Origin of the sequence: Halorubrum aidingense JCM 13560 (genome assembly GCF_000336995.1) — an archaeon.
Lineage (GTDB): Archaea > Halobacteriota > Halobacteria > Halobacteriales > Haloferacaceae > Halorubrum > Halorubrum aidingense.
Window position 1 is genome coordinate 309,942 of sequence record NZ_AOJI01000017.1, and the last position, 16,395, is coordinate 326,336.

Sequence of the window (16,395 nt, forward strand, 5' to 3'; positions counted from 1 at the left end):
CTTCCGGTCGAAGAATATTTTTAGACATATCTAAACTTCGTGTCGAGCGGGTTCAGGCGACGGCACGGGGTCGACGTTCCCGATACGATTTTGGTCCATTGAGTGGATACGGCGGTATGACGACCTCCACGCTCGGCGAGCGCTTCGCCGCGAACGCGGCGGGCATCGCCGCAACGACCGTGACCGGCACGTGGCTCGCAGCCCTGCTGCTCGGGTTCGACTGGTGGCTCGCGTTCATGCTCTTCGGGTACATCGTGATCGTGCCGGTGGTCGCGATGCTGTTCGACGAGGACGACGAAGACGGCGAGGAGACCGACGAGGACGGCGTCGAACGCGCTCGGTCGAACGCACGGGTCGAGCGCGACGACCAAGATGATGCGTCAGCCGCACTCGCCCGGCTCCGCACTCGGTACGCGAACGGTGACCTCACAGACGAGCAGTTCGAGCGAAAACTCGATCGGCTCTTGGAGACGGAGACGCTCGACGACGCGGCCGCATGGGCCGAACGGAACCGAGTCGATGGCGGCGTGGCGACCCGCACCGACGGTGAACCGGAACGCGAACGCGAACGCGAACAGGAACGCGAACAGGAACGCGACCGCTAGCCGAGCGCGGAACTGCGCAGTTCGCAGACCCGAGACACAAACCTCAAGCTTCAATGCCCGCGACCAACTCCAGTTCGTATGAGCGACCAACAGCTTCGTAAGGAGGCACACGACCTCGACGTGACCGTCTGGGTCGGGAAACACGGTATCGACGCGGTCGTCGACGAACTGGCCGACCAGCTGGACGACGCCAAGCTCGTGAAAGTGAAGTTCCTGCGAGCGGCCCGTGGCGGGACCACGACCGACGAGCTCGCGGCGGAGCTGGCCGACGCAGTCAACGCCGAACTGATCGAGACGCGCGGAAACACGGCGGTGCTCCACTGATGGCCGCGCCAGCGGGGACCGATGGAGTCGTCGCCGTGTCCGGCGCGTTGAACCCGTATCTCGGTCCGGTGACGGACGTCGTGATCGACGCGGCGACCTTCCTCGTCGTCGTCGTCGCCGCCTACCTGCTCCACAAGATCCTCATCGCGCCGCTCGTCACGCGGGTGTTCGACAGGCAGGGCCTTGACGACCACGCGCGCCGACCGCTGAACAAGATCGTGACGTTCCTCGTGTTGTTCGCGGGGATCACGATCGGATTCGGCGCGGCCGGGTACGGCGACTTCCTGCGCTCGCTGGCGACGATCGCCGCCGCCGCGACGCTCGCCGTCGGCTTCGCGCTCCAAGACGTGATCAAGAACTTCGTCGCCGGCGTGTTCATCTACACGGACAGGCCGTTCCGCATCGGCGACTGGATCGAGTGGCAGGGGAACTCGGGAATCGTCGAGGACATCTCCTTCCGCGTCACCCGCGTCCGGACGTTCGACAACGAGCTGTTGACGGTGCCGAACAGCGTGCTCACCGGCGACGTGGTGAAGAATCCGGTGGCGAAAAAGACGCTCCGGCTGAAGTTCGTCTTCGGTATCGACTACGAGGACGACATCGACAAAGCGACCGATATCATCGTCGAGGAGGCCGAGCGGAGCGACGCGATCCTCGACGATCCCGCCCCGTCGGTGCGGTTGACGGAGCTCGCGGACTCGTACGTCGGGCTCCAGTCGCGGATCTGGATCGACGACCCGTCGCGGTCGGACTTCGTGAAGGCCCGCGCCGACTACGTGAAGGCCGTTAAAGACCGGTTCGACGAGGAGGACATCACCATCCCCTTCCCGCAGCGGACCGTCTCCGGACGGAACGCGTGGGAGGAACCGGCGTCGTTCGCCGGCGCACAGTAGCGTCTCCGCGACCCGGATCGGGGCATTCGACCGCCGCGTTCGATAGTAACGAACTTGAGTATCCGGTGAGTCGGTGCGTCCATGCATGTGGTCATTATCGGGGCCGGCGAGGTCGGCACGAGCATCGCCGCGAGCCTCGCATCGGACCACGAGGTCGTCGTCGTGGATATCGATCCCGACCGGGCGGAACAGCTCAAATACGAACTCGACGTGCTCACGATCGCCGGCGACGGGACGACCTCCGAGATACAGTCGGCCGCGGACGCGGGGCGCGCCGACATGGTCATCGCCTGTACCGACAACGATCAGACGAACCTCGTCGCCTGCGGCACCGCGAAGACCCTCGGTGACGGGTTCACGATCGCCCGCGTGAAGAGCACGGAGTACCTCCGGACGTGGCAGGGCAACGAGGGCGCGTTCGGCGTCGACTTCATGGTGTGTACGGATCTCTTGACCGCGGAGAACATCGTCCGCGTCATCGGTCTCCCCGCAGCGATCGACGTCGACCCGTTCGCCAGCGGACTCGTCCAGATGGCCGAGTTCGAGATCGGCCCGGAGAGCCCCGTCGCCGGACAGACGGTCTCGGAAGCCGACCGATTCGAATCGCTCACCTTCGTCGGGCTGTTCCGCGACGGAGAGATGACGATCCCGCGCGGCGACACCGACATTGAGGCCGGCGATCGCGCGGTCGTCATCGGGAGCCCGGAGAGCGTGCAGGCGTTCGCGACGGACATTGCCCCGGAGACGACACCGGGCCAGGCCGATGAGATCGTCATCGTCGGCGGGAGTGAGATCGGTTACCAGACTGCCCGACTGTTAGAAGAGCGAAACCTCAAATCACGGCTGATCGAGCGCGACGCCGACCGCGCCCGATGGCTCGCCGAACAGCTCCCGAACACGGTCGTGATGGAACACGACGCGACTGATACGGAATTTCTCTCCCGCGAACACGTCGACGACGCCGACATCGTCGTCACCGCGCTCGGCTCCGATGAACAGAACCTCCTCGTCTCCGTGCTCGCGAAGCGGATCGGCGCCGATCGCGTGATCGCCGTCGTCGACAGCCCCGACTATGTCACCGTTTTCGAGGAGATCGGCATCGACATCGCGATCAATCCGCGGACGGTCACCGCCGAGGAGATCACGCGATTCACCTACGAGAGCGTCGCCGAGAACATCGCCGTCCTCGAGAACGACCAGGCGGAGGTCCTGGAACTCGAACTCACCGAGGGGTGTGCGCTCGTCGGACGTCCGATCTCCGACATCGTTTCCGAGATCGACGCCCGGTTCGTCATCGGCGCGATAACCCGCGATCACAAACTCGTCACCCCGCGCGGCGACACCGTCCTCGAACCGGGCGACCACATCATTCTGCTCGTTGACTCCGACTCTGTGGGCGAGATCACCGCTATGGCGTGACACGCTCGTGACGACCCGGATCCGAGTCGGCTGGCGGGCGAGCGTGGGACTCGCCGGCGACGTCCTCGCCGCCCTCCCGGTCCCGCTGGCGTTCCCGCTGCTGATCGCCCTCTACTACGGCGAGTCGCCGCTCCCGTTCCTCGCGGCGATCGCGGTCTCACTTGCGCTCGGGGCGGCGTTCCGGTCCGTACAGGACCCGTCGGTGAACCTCGGGCCCCGCGAGGCGTTCCTCGCGGTGGCGCTGATCTGGTTCCTCGTCGCCGCGGTCGGCGCCATCCCCTTCGTCGTCGCGGGCGTCGGGACGGTCGCACACCCGATCAACGCGATGTTCGAGTCGATGAGCGGACTGACGACGACGGGCGCGACCGTCCTCGTCGACTTCTCGATCCACTCGCGCTCCGTCATGATGTGGCGGCAGGTGATCCAGTGGCTCGGCGGGCTCGGGATCCTGATCTTAGCGACCGCGGTGTTATCGGAGGTCGGCGTCGGCGGGGCACAGCTCATGGAGACGGAGACCCAGACGCAGGACGTCAACAAGCTCACGCCGAAGATCACCCGGACGGCGCAGCTCATCTGGGGGATCTACTTCGGACTCACCGGTCTCGCAGTCGTCGTGTACTTCCTGCTCGGACTCGCGTTCGATCCCCAGATGGACCTGTACAACGCGGTGGCCCACGCGTTCACCTCGGTCGCGACGGCGGGCTTCTCCCCGGAGCCGCTGAGCGTCGGGGCGTTCCACCCGGTCATCCAGTGGGCGGTCGTCCCGTTCATGGTGATCGGATCGACGAGTTTCGTCCTCATTTACTTCGCCATCAACGGAGATCCGATGCGACTCCTGCGCAACGAGGAGTTCCACTTCTACCTCGGCGCGATGGGAACGCTCGCGGCGATCGTCGCCCTCGCGCTGTTTCTCGACCCCAGTATCACGTTCGGCGCCGAGGCGACGCTCCGGCACGCGGTGTTCAACGTCACGTCGATCGTGACGACGACGGGGTACGCCAGCACCGACTACGTGGCGTGGGCGCCGGCGGCGAAGCACATGCTGTTCATGGGGATGTTCATCGGCGGAATGGTCGGATCGACCACCTGCTCGATCAAGTCGCTCCGGTGGTTGGTCGCCCTGAAGTCGTTCCGACGCAACCTCTACACCGCGATCCACCCGGAAGCGGTACGGCCGGTCAGAATCACCGGGAAGTCGGTCGACGAGAGCGCGATCCGGGACATCTACGCGTACCTCCTGTTGAGCATCGTCATCTTCTTTCTGCTCACCGTCGTCATCGTCGTCGACGCCGAGCGCACCGGCCTCCGCGTGACGGAGTTCGAGGCGCTCGGGGCGGCGGCGACGACGTTCCTCAACATCGGTCCGGCCTTCGGCGAGGCGGGCCCGTACGGGACGTTCGCGTCGTTCTCGATGACGACGCGAGCCGTGATGATCGTCCTGATGTGGATCGGCCGAATCGAGATAATTCCGGTTCTCGTGCTGTTCACGAAAGCGTTCTGGACGTCGTGAGTCCGCTTCTGCCTCCCGTCGTCGCCCCTTCGACAGTTTAATACAGCGAACAGGCGACTCCCATATCGATCGAATACTCATGTCTTGGGGCGTCAACTGGAAAGCGAGCGTCGGGCTTCTGGGGGTCGGTATCAAATACCTCGCCGTCACGATGCTGGTTCCGCTGGTCGTCGCGGTCGCGTACGGCGAGGACATCTGGGTCTTTCTCGTCTCGATGGCGCTCGTCGCGGCGATCGGATTCGCCGTAGAGCGGACCGATCCGGACCCGGACCTCGGTCCGCGGGAGGCGCTGCTTTTCGTCTCGCTCGCGTGGCTCGCGGCCGCGGTCATCGGCACGATCCCGTACCTGCTCGCCGGCTACGGGACGGCGTCGACGGTCGGGCTCCAGACCGGGTCTTTCGGCGCGCTCGTGGGGTCGATCGTCAACGCGCTGTTCGAGTCGATGAGCGGGTTCACCACGACGGGCGCGACCGTCCTCGGTGAGATCAGCACCGACCGACACTCTCACGCGCTGATGATGTGGCGCCAGCTCACCCAGTGGCTCGGCGGGATGGGGATCATCGTCCTGATGATCGCTATCCTGCCCGAGGTCGCCGTCAACGGCGCCCAGCTGATGGAGTCCGAGGCGCCCGGCCCGGAGCTGCAGAAGCTCACCCCGAAGATAGCCGAGACGGCGCGTGCGCTCTGGCTGATCTACTTCGGGTTCACTGTGGTGTACATCGCGATCCTGTACGGGCTTCACCTCCTCGGGATGGCGCCGAACATGGACCTGTTCAACGCGGTGGCACACGGGTTCACCACGCTGCCGACGGGCGGCTTCTCACCGGAGGCGGACAGCATCGCGGCGTTCTCGGCGGCCGTTCAGTGGGTCGTCATCCCCTTCATGGTCATCGCCGGCATCAACTTCGCGCTGTTCTGGCACGTGCTGCGCGGCGAGGCCGAGATCATGTTGGAGAACGCGGAGTTCCGATTCTACGCGGGGTCTATCGCGGTCGTGACCGCCGTCCTCGCCGTGCTGTTGTTCCGCGGCGCGGCGCCGGCGATCGAACTGGGCGGTGCGACCCAAGGCGTCACCGAGAACTCGCTCCGGCAGGCCGCGTTCCAGATCGGATCGCTGCTGAATTCCACGGGGTACGCGACGGCGGACTTCGCGCAGTGGGACACCCACGCGCAGATACTCCTGTTGTTCGCGATGTTCATCGGCGGGTCGGCCGGCTCGACCGGCGGGGGGGTCAAGGTCGTCCGGTGGCTCATCGTTGGGAAGGCGATCCGCCGGGAGCTGTTCACCTCGGCGCACCCAGACGTCGTCCGGCCGGTCCGGCTGAGCGGGCGCGTCGTCGACGAAGACGCGATACGAGGCATTATGGCTTTCACCATGCTGTACGTCGTGTTGTTCGCGCTTTCGGCGGTGTTCCTCGGGCTCGACGCGGCGCGGATCGGGATCCAGCTGTCGGTGTTAGAGGCGATCAGCGCGTCGCTCGCGACGCTCGGGAACATCGGCCCGGGATTCGGGCGTCTCGGCCCCTTCGGGAGCTACCTGTTTTTCCCTGACACCTCGAAGCTGCTGATGGTCTTCCTGATGTGGGTCGGCCGGCTCGAAATCGTTCCCGTGCTCGCGGTGTTCATCTCGGCGATGGACAGCCGGTGAGGTCAGCGGAATCCGTCCCGCGGTTCACGCTCCCGAAACGTCGTGCGATAAAACGGAAGCAGGTCCGGTTATCGACCGTATCGAGCCATCAACTCGCCGGAACCTGCAGGGAACATCTTCTTAACTAGGGGCTCTATACGTCCCCCCATGACTCGTGGCAACGACACCGATCAGGGGCTTCTCTCTCACGTGCTCCTCCCGGTCGCTAACGAAGAGGACGCGCTGGCGACCGCGAGGGCGCTCGAACCGTACCATCCCGACCGAGTGACGGCGCTGCACGTCGTGGAAAAAGGTGAGGGCGTCCCCGACAAGACGCCCGTCGAACAGTCCGAATCGTTGGCAGCCGACTCGTACGCGGCCGTGCAGTCTGTGTTCCCCGATGCCGACGAACACACCGCGTACGCTCGCGACATCGTCGCGGCGATCTTCGACGCCGCCGACGAGGTAGACGCGAGCGCGATCGCGTACCAGTCACGAGGCGGGAATCGACTCGTGCAATTCCTCTCCGGGGATCTCTCTATCAAGCTCGTGACGAACGCGAGCGTTCCGGTCATCGCGCTTCCGCGCGAGGGATCGAGCGAATGAGCGACGAGGAACTCGCGAAGGACCTCGGCCCGCTCGCCGCGCTCACGATCGGGATCGGCACGATGATCGGCGCCGGCATCTTCGTGCTCCCCGGCACCGCCGTCGCTCGCGCGGGACCGCTCGCCGCGGCGACGTTCGTCCTCGGCGGGATCATCGCGCTGTTCACAGCGCTGTCCGCCTCCGAGTTAGGGACGGCGATGCCCAAGTCCGGCGGGGCGTACTTCTACGTCAACCGGGCGCTCGGACCCATGTTCGGCTCCATCGCGGGGTGGGCGAACTGGCTCGGACTCGCGTTCGCCTCCGCGTTCTACATGTACGGTTTCGGCGAGTACGTCAACGCGCTGGTCGGGCTCGGCGCCGTGGGGCTCGGCCCGGTGACGCTGGAGGCCGCACAGGTGATCGGACTCGCCGGTGCCCTGTTATTCATCGCCGTCAACTACTTCGGTGCCAAAGAGACGGGCGGGCTCCAGATCGTCATCGTCATGGCGCTTCTCGGGATCCTCGCCGTCTTCACGGTCGTCGGTCTGTTGAACGCTGACATGGAGTCGCTGCGGCCGATCGCGCCACCGGGAACGACGAGCCAGGTGCTCCCGGTGACGGGGATCATCTTCGTCTCGTATCTCGGATTCGTGCAGATCACGTCGGTCGCCGAGGAGATCAAAGACCCCGGACGGAACCTCCCGCTCGCGGTCCTCGGCTCGGTCGTCATCGTTACCGTGGTGTACGCGCTGTTCCTCGTCGTGCTGCTCGCGGCGGTCCCGAACGAGCTCGTCGCGAACAACGAGACCGCGGTCGTCGACGCCGCTAGACTACTGTTCGGCAACTACTCCGTGTTCGGCTACTCGCTGGGCGCGGTCGGCGCCGGAATGTTGCTCATCGGCGGACTGCTCGCGACCGCCTCCTCGGCGAACGCGTCGATCCTCTCGTCGTCCCGGATCAACTTCGCGATGGGCCGCGAGAAGATCGTCACCCCGAAGCTCAACGAGATCCACGACCGGTTCGGAACGCCGTATAAATCGATCGCGCTCACCGGCGGGCTCATTCTCGTATTCCTCGTCGCCGGCGGCGTGGAGTCGCTGTCGACGATGGGGTCGGTGCTTCACCTCATCGTTTACGGCCTGCTCAACCTCGCGCTCATCGTGATGCGCGAGTCGGAGGTCGAGGGGTACGATCCCGACTTCGAGGTCCCCTTCTACCCGATCGTGCCGATCATCGGTGCGGTGTCGTCGTTCGCGCTGATCGCCTACATCGAGCCGACGATAATCCTGCTGTCGGGAGGACTCGTCGCCTTCGCGACGCTTTGGTACCTCCTGTACGCCCGCGAGAAGGTCGAGGCGCGCGGCGTGTTGGGGACGTGGATCCTCGACCGCTCCGACGAACTACCCAAGTCCGCCGTGTCGGCGGCCACGTCGGTCCAGCCGAGCGGCGACGACTACCGCGTGATGGTGCCGCTCGCGAACCCCGCGACCGAGGAGCACTTGATCACGCTCGCGTCGGCTATCGCCAAGCAACGGAACGGGACGGTCGTCGCGGTAAACATCGCGAACGTCCCCGATCAGACCTCGCTTGAGGCCGCCCGCGACCGCGGCGCTCACGAGGCGGCGCACAACTTGTTGGACAAGGCCCGCGACGACGCCGAGACGTTCGGCGTCGACGTGGAGACGCACGTCGTGCTCTCACACCGCGTGTTCGAGGAGGTGTTCGACGCGGCCCGGACCTACGGCGCCGATATCACCGTGATGGGGTGGGGAGAAGACTCTCACGGGTCGCCGGGGCGCGCGGAGACGGCGGTCGACGAGCTCGCGCACTCGCTTCCCTCCGACTTCCTCGTCTTCCGCGACCGCGGGTTCGACCCGTCGCGGATCCTCGTGCCGACCGCCGGGGGGCCGGCTTCGGACCTGTCCGCGGCGGTCGCTCGAATGCTGCAAGTCGAGTTCGACGGCGAGGTCACGCTGTTGCACGTCGCCGACGACGAGGCCGCCGGCCGGACGTTCCTCACGGAGTGGGCCGCCGAGCACGACCTCTCCGACGCGACGATGCGGATCGAAAGCGGCGACGTGGAAGCCGCGATCGACCGGGCCGCCCGAGACGCGACGATGCTCATCATCGGCGCCACCGAGAAGGGGCTTCTCTCCCGGCTGGTCCGCGGATCGCTCGTGTTGCAGGTACTCGAGGACGTGGAGTGTTCCGTGTTGCTCGCAGAGAAGCGCGATGAGCGAGGGCTCCGTGACCGGCTGTTCGGGAGCGGTGCGCGAGCGAACGTGGAGGATAAGAACATTTCACGTACTGCCGAGGAGGACGACGCGAGCGTCGCATCTGATCAGTTGCGGGGTGACGCCGGGGTCACGCACGCTGAGGTGGGCGAATGAGCGACGAGGAGCTCGCGAAGGACCTCGGGCTCGTGTCGGCGATGACGATCGGTATCGGCACGATGATCGGCGCCGGCATCTTCGTCCTCCCGGGCGTCGCCGTCAACGCCGACGGCGGCGCCGGCCCCATCGTCGTCGTGTCGTTCCTCGTCGGCGGCGTGATCGCGATGGTGAACGCGCTCTCCGTCTCCGAACTCGGCACCGCGATGCCGAAGGCCGGCGGCGGCTACTACTACATCAACAAGTCGCTGGGCCCGATGTTCGGGTCGATCGCCGGGATGGGTGACTGGATGGGGCTCGCGTTCGCCTCCGCGTTCTACTCCATCGGGTTCGGCCAGTATCTCGCAGTGTTCGTCGATCTCCCCACGATCCCGGGGCTCAATGCGATACAGGTCGGAGCGCTCGTCGCCGGATCGATCTTCATCGGCGTGAACTACGTCGGCGCGAAGGAGACCGGCGGGGTCCAGACGGTGATCGTTACCCTCCTGCTTTCGATCCTAGCGATCTTCTCCGTCGCCGGCTTCTTCTCGTTCGACTACGCGACGCTCGCCGGCAACGAGGGCGGGCTGGCTCCGGGCGGCTACGGGGCGATCCTCCCCGGGACCGCGCTCGTGTTCGTCTCCTTCCTCGGGTACGCGAAGATCGCCACGGTCGCCGAGGAGCTGAAGAACCCCGGTCGGAACCTCCCGATAGCCATCATCGGGAGCGTCGGGATCGTCACGGTGATCTACGCGATCCTCGTGACGACGATGCTCGGCGTCGTCCCGTGGCCGGAGCTCAGTCAGGACGCCCCCGTCGCGCAGGCGGCGCGGGTCGCGTTCCCCGAGTCGATCGGCCCCATCACCGGCGTCGCGGGCGGTGCGGCCGCGGTGATGACCGTCGGCGCGCTGCTGGCGACGGCGTCGTCGGCGAACGCGTCGATCCTCGCGTCGGCCCGGATCAACTTCGCGATGGGACGCGACAAGATCGTCACGAACTGGCTCAACGAGATCCACCCGAACTACGCGACCCCGTACCGGTCGATCCTCGTGACGGGCGGGCTCATCGTGGTCTTCATCGCGCTGTTGGGCCAAGACATCGAGATCCTCTCGAAGGCCGCCAGCGTGCTCCACCTCATCGTGTACGCGCTGATGAACGTGGGGCTCATCGTCTTCCGCGAGGCGGATACCCCTGAGTACGACCCCGACTTCACCGTCCCGCTGTACCCGATTACGCCGATACTCGGCGCGGTCCTGTCGCTCGGGCTCGTCGCGTTCATGGACGGGATCGAGATCGCGCTGTCGGCCGCGTTCGTCGTCGCGGCCGTGGCGTGGTACTTCCTGTACGCCCGGGACAAGACCGACCAGCAGGGCGTGCTCTCGGAGTACATCCGGAGCCGGGAGGACGACCTCCCGGACCAAGTCGTCGACGCCACGGACGCGGTCGCCCCGACCGGGACGGGGACCGAGGGGCCGACGATCATGGTCGCGGTGTCGAACCCGCGGACCGAGAGCGCCCTCATCACGCTCGCGGGCGCCCTCGCGGAACACGAGGGCGGTCGCGTGCTGGCGACGCACATCGTGACCGTCCCCGACCAGACGTCTCTGGAGACGGCCGCCGAGAACCGGACCGGTCTCGACAAATCCTCCGAGGAGCTGCTCGCGGCCGCGGCCGAAGACGCCGCGGCGTTCGACGCGCCCATCGAGACCAAGACGATCCTCTCGCACCGCGGCATCGAGGAGGTGTTCGACGCCGCGCAGACGAACGACGCCGACACCGTCGTGATGGGATACGGCGGAACGCGGTTCGCGGGCGGCCGCGTCGAGGGTTCGCTGGACGAGTTGACCCACGACCTGCCGTGTGACTTCCTCGTGTTGGACGGCCAGGATCTGGAGCTGTCGGACGTGCTCGTGCCGACCGCCGGCGGTCCCTCCTCGGACCTCTCCGCCGAGGTCGCTAGGGCGCTCCGTGACACCCTCGGCACGGACGTGTCGCTGCTGCACGTCGTCGACCCGGACGAGCGCGAGGAAGGGGAAGCGTTCCTCGCCGAGTGGGCGGGGGGCCACGGGCTATCGGACGCGGATCTGCGGATCGAAACGGGAGACGTAGAGGAGGCGATCCGACTGCTCGGCGCCGATCACAGCCTCGTGATCGTCGGTGCGACCGAACGGGGGCTGCTCTCGCGGATCGTCCGCGGCTCGCTCGCGTTCGACACGATCGAGCACCTCGACACGCCGGTACTGCTCGCGGAGCGCCCCTCTTCGCGCTCGCTGTTGGAGCGGCTGTTCGGCGGCCGCTGAGTCGGAGCGGTTGCGGTCGCTAACGGCGCGCGCCCGCGGGGCCGGCCGCTGACACACCAGGCCCCTCGAACGGCGCCTGAGAACGGTAGATTTTCCACACTCGGTTCTGAACGACGGAGTGATGTATCTCATCGTCGTCGGGGCGGGCGATATCGGCACGCCGCTCATCGATCTCGCGACCGCCGGCGGCAACGAGGTGGCCGTCATCGAGCGTGACGAGGAACGCGCCGACCGAGCGGCGAGACAGTACGACTGTCTCGTCATCAACGACGACGCGACCTCGAAGGAGACGCTGCGCGACGCGGGCGCCGAGCGCGCCGACGCCCTCATCTCGACGACGGACCGCGACGCCGCGAACATCATGGTCTGTCTGCTCGCCCAAGAGCTGTCGATTCCGAACATCGTCTCGGTCGTGCACAACCCCGAGCACATGAGCGTGTTCGAGCAGATCGGCGTCAACACGATGCAGAACCCGCAGAGCCTGATCGCCGAGTACCTCTACCGGGCCGTGAGCCGCCCGTCCGTCGTCGACTTCATGCACATCGGCGAGGAGGCGGAGGTGTTCGAGATCACGGTCGGCGCCAACGCCGAGATCGCTGGCAAGACGATCCAAGAGGCGGACGCGGAGGGCCTCCTCGGCGATGACACGCTCATCGTTGCGATCGAACGAAGCGGCGAGGAGCGACCGATAACGCCTCGCGGAAACACCCGGATAGCGGCCGACGACCTGCTCACGATCTACTCCGGAGACGGGGTGACTCCGGAGATAACAGACGTGTTCGGCCACACCGAGGACGACGGTTGAGATGACCGATCGACGCGACGGGGTGCTTCCGACGGACTTGACGGTCATCGCACGCGACATCGGTTCGCTGTTGTTGATCGAAGCGGGGATGATGGCCGTCACGGCCGTCATCGCGCTCGGATTCCGGGAAGTTCACGCCGCGCTCGGGTTTCTCATCGCGGGCGGCGTAACCGCCGCGATCGGAGGACTGGCGACGCGGCGGTTCGCCGACGCACCGGAGCCGCAGATGAAACACGGGATGGTCATCGCCGCCGGGGGCTGGCTCATGGTCGCCGCGTTCGGAGCGCTCCCGCTGTTGGCGACGGCGTGGATGACCCCGCCCGCGGTCATGGACACGTTCGTTCCCGTCGCCGCCGACACGGGCGGCTGGGAGCCGATCGGCGTCGGCGGGACCACAACGCTCTCCAGTCTCGCGTACTTCCGGAATCCGCTGCACGCCCTTTTCGAGAGCATGAGCGGCTGGACCGGAAGCGGGCTCACGATGGCGATCCACGAGCCGTCGCTGCCGCGCTCGGTCCAGTGGTGGCGCTCGTTCATCCAGTGGGTCGGCGGCGTCGGCGTCATCGTGCTGACCGTTTCGATCCTCGCGCGCCCCGGCAGCGGGAGCTACGCGCTCTATCGGAGCGAGGCCCGCGAACAGAAGATCCACCCGAGTATCGTCTCCACGGTTCGGACGGTCTGGAAACTCGTCGTCGGCTACACCCTGCTGGCGTTCCTCGCGCTGTTCGTCGCGATCCGGGCCAGCGAGAGCGAGTACGCGAGGTCGCTCTCCGCGTCTGAGTCGGCGTGGCAGGCGCTCAACCACGCCATGACCGGACTGACGACCGGCGGGTTCTCGGTCACGGACAACTCGATAGCGACCTACGAGTCCCCGCTCGTCGAGGCCGTGCTCCTGCCGATCATGGTCCTCGGCGCGATCGCGTTTCCGGTCCACTACGTCGTGCTTCGAGATCGGAGTGCGCGCGAACTGCTGTCGGACCTCCAGACGCGGTGGCTGTTCGCCCTGCTCGCCGCCGGTGTCGTCACGCTCTCGGCACAGAACCTCGCGTCGATTCCGGCGACGTCGGGCGCGTTCGCGACGCAGTCGTTTCTGCCGTTCCCGGTGCCGCTACTCGACGGTGCACAGCTCGACGCCATCCGGGACTCGACGTTTCAGTGGATCAGTGCGATGACCGCCACCGGGTTTCAGTCGGCCCCGATAGATCGCTGGGTCGCCGGCGGCAAGGTGCTGCTCGTCGGGGCGATGGTGCTCGGCGGCGCCGCCGGGTCGACCGTCGGCGGTATCAAGATCATCCGCGGGTACACCGTCGCGCGCGGGATCGCCTGGCAGTTCTCCCGCGTGTTCCTCCCGACGAACGCGGTCGTCACCGCGCAGATCGGCGACCGAACGCTGGATCGCGCGGCGATGGAGCGTGAATTCAGCGAGGCCGCCATCGTCACCCTGCTGTGGCTCGTCGCGCTCGCCGTCGGCAGCCTGGTGCTCGTCAACGTCGCCGGGCCGGAGTTCGGCTACGCCGACGCGCTGTTCGAAATCGCCAGCGCACAGGGTAACGTGGGGCTGTCGTCGGGCATCACCGGCCCCTCGATGCCACCGATGGCCGAGGGGATGTTCGTCCTCAGCATGTGGATCGGTCGGCTGGAGATCATCCCGGTGCTGGTGTTCGTCCGCGCCGGGCTGTACGGGCTGGACCCCTAACCGAGTGAGATCGCCGTAGCCGGCGACCGGCTCGCGGCCCGTTCGCTACTTTTCGTCCCGGACCGTCCCCATGAACGTCCAGTGTACCTTGTGGTTCCCGTCGGGTTGCGGCTCCTCCGTGACGTGGTAGAGGTAGGGGCCGTGCGGACAGTCGTCGCAGCCGTCCGCACAGCGGAACTGCTTTACCACCGCTGTGTACTCCTCGTGCTCGGTGACGCGGAGGATGTCGTCACCGGCCTCCGGGTCGACCGGAAGCGCCGCCTCACCGTGGAAGTGGAGCAGCTCTTGGGCGTGAACGATCGCCTTGCGGAGCTCCTCCGGCGTGCAGTCGGTCAGTGCGTCGACGAGTTTCGGGGGTAATCCTTCGGGCGGCGTCGGACGCTCCGAGATATCGGCCATAGTCGGGAGTTTCTTCCGAGCCCCCATAACGGATCCGCGGAGAAACCGGAGCGCACGGGCGTTGCTGGTCCGACAGCCCCGATATATAATGAACGTTTATACGGAACCGACGGGTAGACGGAGGTATGTACGACGACGAGGAGCTCTCCGAGATCCGCGAGGCCCACGCGGAGTGGGAGGCGGAGACGCTCGATCCGACCCTCGACCGGCACGGCGAACGCCGCGACCGGTTCGCGACGGTGTCGAACCACGAGGTCGATCGGTTATACACCCCCGCGGACGTCGCCGACCTCGATTACGGCGAGGACCTCGGCTTCCCGGGCGAGGAGCCGTACACGCGCGGCGTCTACCCGACGATGTACCGGGGACGGACGTGGACGATGCGACAGTTCGCCGGGTTCGGCACCGCCGAAGAGACGAACGAGCGGTTTCACTACCTGATCGACGAGGGGCAGACCGGCCTCTCGACCGCCTTCGACATGCCGTCGCTGATGGGGCTCGACTCCGACGACCCGATGTCGCTCGGCGAGGTCGGCAAGGAGGGCGTCGCCGTCGACACGCTCCGGGACATGGAGGTCCTGTTCGACGGGATCGACGTTGGCGAGGTCTCCACGTCCTTCACGATCAACCCGAGCGCCCCCGTGATCTACGCGATGTACGTCGCCATCGCCGACCAGCAGGGCGTCCCCCGCGAAGAGCTCCGCGGGACCCTCCAGAACGACATGCTCAAGGAGTTCATCGCGCAGAAGGAGTGGGTCATCCCCCCGGCGCCCTCCCTCGACCTCGTGACGGACACGATCGAGTTCGCGGTCGGAGAGACCCCCAAGTTCAAACCCATCTCGGTGTCGGGGTACCACATCCGCGAGGCGGGCTCGACGGCGGTCCAAGAGCTCGCCTTCACGCTCGCCGACGGCTTCGCGTACGTCGAGGCGTGTCTCAACCGCGGGCTTGACGTCGACGAGTTCGCGCCGCAGCTCTCCTTCTTTTTCAACTCGCACAACTCCATCTTCGAGGAGGTCGCGAAGTTCCGCGCGGCCCGTCGAATCTACGCCCGGATCATGGCCGAGTGGTACGACGCCGAGGCCGACGCGTCGAAACAGCTCAAGTTCCACACCCAGACGGCGGGCCAATCGCTGACGGCCCAACAGCCCCTGAATAACGTCGTCCGAGTCACCCTCCAGGCGCTGGCGGGCGTGCTCGGGGGGACACAGAGCCTCCACACCAACTCCTTCGACGAGGCGCTGGCGCTCCCCTCCGAGCAGGCGGTCCGGGTCGCACTGCGGACACAGCAGATCATCGCCGAGGAGTCGGGCGCGGCCGACATCGCCGATCCGCTCGGCGGCTCCTTCGCCGTGGAGGCGCTCACCGACGAGGTCGAGGCCGAGGCGACGGCGTACATCGAGGAGATCAAAGCGCTCGGCGACGGCTCCGTCCGCGACGGCGTCCTCCGAGGGATCGAGGAGGGGTACTTCCACCGCGAGATCCAGCAGGCGTCCTACGAGTATCAGGAACGCGTCGATTCGGGCGAGGAGACCGTCGTCGGCGTCAACGCCTACGCGATCGACGACGACACGCGTCCGGACCTGCTCCACGTCGACGAGACGACCCGAGAGCGCCAGCTCGACCGACTCGACGCGGTGAAAGCCGATCGCGACGACGACGCGGTCGAGGCCGCGTTAGACGACCTTCAGGCCGCGATCGACGCCGACGAGAACGTGATGCCCGCGATCGTGACGGCGGTGAAGGCGTACGCCACGATGGGCGAGATCATGGCGGTGTTCGAGGCGGAGCACGGCACGTACCGCGAGCGGATCGGAGTCGCCTAACGGAGACGCGAGCGGGGGCCGGCCTCGGCCGACCGCG

General features: G+C 66.5%; 13 protein-coding genes. 12 read left to right on the forward strand and 1 reads right to left on the reverse strand.

Annotated elements, in window-relative coordinates; translation table 11 throughout:
- Positions 1 to 116: 116 nt before the first annotated feature.
- The 11 genes from C461_RS04780 (at position 117) to C461_RS04830 (ending at position 14,133) form a co-directional block, all read left to right on the forward strand.
- Positions 117 to 605, forward strand: a complete 489-nt coding sequence (locus C461_RS04780) for an SHOCT domain-containing protein (protein WP_007999128.1) — start codon at positions 117 to 119, stop codon at positions 603 to 605.
- A gap of 78 nt (positions 606 to 683) precedes the next feature.
- The gene (locus C461_RS04785; protein ID WP_007999129.1) at positions 684 to 929 is read left to right on the forward strand and encodes a YhbY family RNA-binding protein; all 246 of its coding nucleotides are present in this window, start codon (positions 684 to 686) and stop codon (positions 927 to 929) included.
- Positions 929 to 1,822, forward strand: a complete 894-nt coding sequence (locus tag C461_RS04790; protein ID WP_007999130.1) for a mechanosensitive ion channel family protein — start codon at positions 929 to 931, stop codon at positions 1,820 to 1,822. The genes C461_RS04785 and C461_RS04790 overlap by 1 nt, the downstream gene beginning before the upstream one ends.
- Positions 1,823 to 1,903: 81 nt before the next feature.
- Positions 1,904 to 3,241, forward strand: coding sequence for a Trk system potassium transporter TrkA (gene trkA / locus C461_RS04795; protein ID WP_007999131.1), 1,338 nt, complete (start codon positions 1,904 to 1,906; stop codon positions 3,239 to 3,241).
- 7 nt (positions 3,242 to 3,248) lie between these two features.
- On the forward strand, positions 3,249 to 4,751 hold the full coding sequence (locus C461_RS04800; protein ID WP_007999132.1) for a TrkH family potassium uptake protein: 1,503 nt from the start codon (positions 3,249 to 3,251) through the stop codon (positions 4,749 to 4,751).
- A 79-nt stretch (positions 4,752 to 4,830) separates the two neighbouring features.
- Positions 4,831 to 6,399 (forward strand): TrkH family potassium uptake protein, encoded by a 1,569-nt coding sequence (locus tag C461_RS04805; protein WP_007999133.1) that lies wholly within the window; start codon positions 4,831 to 4,833, stop codon positions 6,397 to 6,399.
- 147 nt (positions 6,400 to 6,546) lie between these two features.
- Complete coding sequence (locus C461_RS04810) at positions 6,547 to 6,984, forward strand: universal stress protein (RefSeq protein WP_007999134.1); 438 nt, start codon at positions 6,547 to 6,549, stop codon at positions 6,982 to 6,984.
- Positions 6,981 to 9,353 carry an amino acid permease gene (locus C461_RS04815; RefSeq protein ID WP_007999135.1) on the forward strand — a complete coding sequence of 791 codons (2,373 nt, stop codon included), beginning with the start codon at positions 6,981 to 6,983 and terminating at the stop codon, positions 9,351 to 9,353. Before C461_RS04810 ends, C461_RS04815 begins: the two co-directional genes overlap by 4 nt.
- Complete coding sequence (locus C461_RS04820; RefSeq protein WP_007999136.1) at positions 9,350 to 11,632, forward strand: amino acid permease; 2,283 nt, start codon at positions 9,350 to 9,352, stop codon at positions 11,630 to 11,632. Before C461_RS04815 ends, C461_RS04820 begins: the two co-directional genes overlap by 4 nt.
- Positions 11,633 to 11,753: 121 nt before the next feature.
- The gene (locus tag C461_RS04825; RefSeq protein ID WP_007999138.1) at positions 11,754 to 12,437 is read left to right on the forward strand and encodes a potassium channel family protein; all 684 of its coding nucleotides are present in this window, start codon (positions 11,754 to 11,756) and stop codon (positions 12,435 to 12,437) included.
- A gap of 1 nt (position 12,438) precedes the next feature.
- Positions 12,439 to 14,133 carry a potassium transporter TrkG gene (locus C461_RS04830; RefSeq protein ID WP_007999140.1) on the forward strand — a complete coding sequence of 565 codons (1,695 nt, stop codon included), beginning with the start codon at positions 12,439 to 12,441 and terminating at the stop codon, positions 14,131 to 14,133.
- 45 nt (positions 14,134 to 14,178) lie between these two features.
- On the opposite strand, the gene C461_RS04835 is transcribed toward C461_RS04830, so the two are convergent.
- Complete coding sequence (locus tag C461_RS04835) at positions 14,179 to 14,532, reverse strand: hypothetical protein (protein WP_007999142.1); 354 nt, start codon at positions 14,530 to 14,532, stop codon at positions 14,179 to 14,181.
- 125 nt (positions 14,533 to 14,657) lie between these two features.
- Between C461_RS04835 and C461_RS04840 the strand changes: the two genes are divergently transcribed.
- Positions 14,658 to 16,358, forward strand: coding sequence for an acyl-CoA mutase large subunit family protein (locus tag C461_RS04840; RefSeq protein ID WP_007999145.1), 1,701 nt, complete (start codon positions 14,658 to 14,660; stop codon positions 16,356 to 16,358).
- The last annotated feature ends 37 nt before the right edge of the window (positions 16,359 to 16,395 follow it).